At 38.3% G+C, this 504-nt stretch carries 2 protein-coding genes; both read right to left on the bottom strand.

Annotated elements, in window-relative coordinates:
• Window positions 1-158 (bottom strand): GIY-YIG nuclease family protein (locus AAA943_RS21820; RefSeq protein ID WP_338226530.1); only part of this gene is annotated, 158 nt, incomplete at its 3' end.
• A 93-nt stretch (window positions 159-251) separates the two neighbouring features.
• A partial coding sequence (locus AAA943_RS21815) for a GIY-YIG nuclease family protein (RefSeq protein WP_338226529.1) occupies window positions 252-504 on the bottom strand: 253 nt, incomplete at its 5' end.

The following is a 504-nucleotide window of genomic DNA, read 5'->3' as shown; positions in this document are numbered from 1 at the left end:
AGGTATTCCAAATATTTTATTTCCCAAAATGGTGCGCCTGACTTGGTAGAAGGGGTTGCACCGGAATTATGATGCTTAAGTCTTGATTCAGGGGAATCTGTTGACCCGATATAAAATTTATTGGTTTTTGGGCTAAAAATGATGTAAACGAAGTACATGACTGAAAATAAAAAAGGCTTGCATATTGATCAAGCCTTAGTGGAGGATAACGGATTCGAACCGATGACCTTCCCGCTAGCAAGCGGGACGTTCTAGTGAACTGAGCTGATCAAATACTCCAGATATTTTCTACTTTTCTTTCTCTTTATTTCCAGTTCTCTTTTTAAAGCAGCTGATCTATCAAGTAGGTATTCCAAATATTTTATTTCCCAAAATGGTGCGCCTGACTTGGTAGAAGGGGTTGCACCGGAATTATGATGCTTAAGTCTTGATTCAGGGGAATCTGTTGACCCGATATAAAATTTATTGGTTTTTGGGCTAAAAATGATGTAAACGAAGTACATG

Origin of the sequence: Algoriphagus confluentis, from assembly GCF_036245625.1 — a bacterium.
Taxonomy (GTDB): Bacteria; Bacteroidota; Bacteroidia; order Cytophagales; family Cyclobacteriaceae; genus Algoriphagus; species Algoriphagus confluentis.
This window is presented reverse-complemented; position numbering and strand designations above follow the sequence as displayed.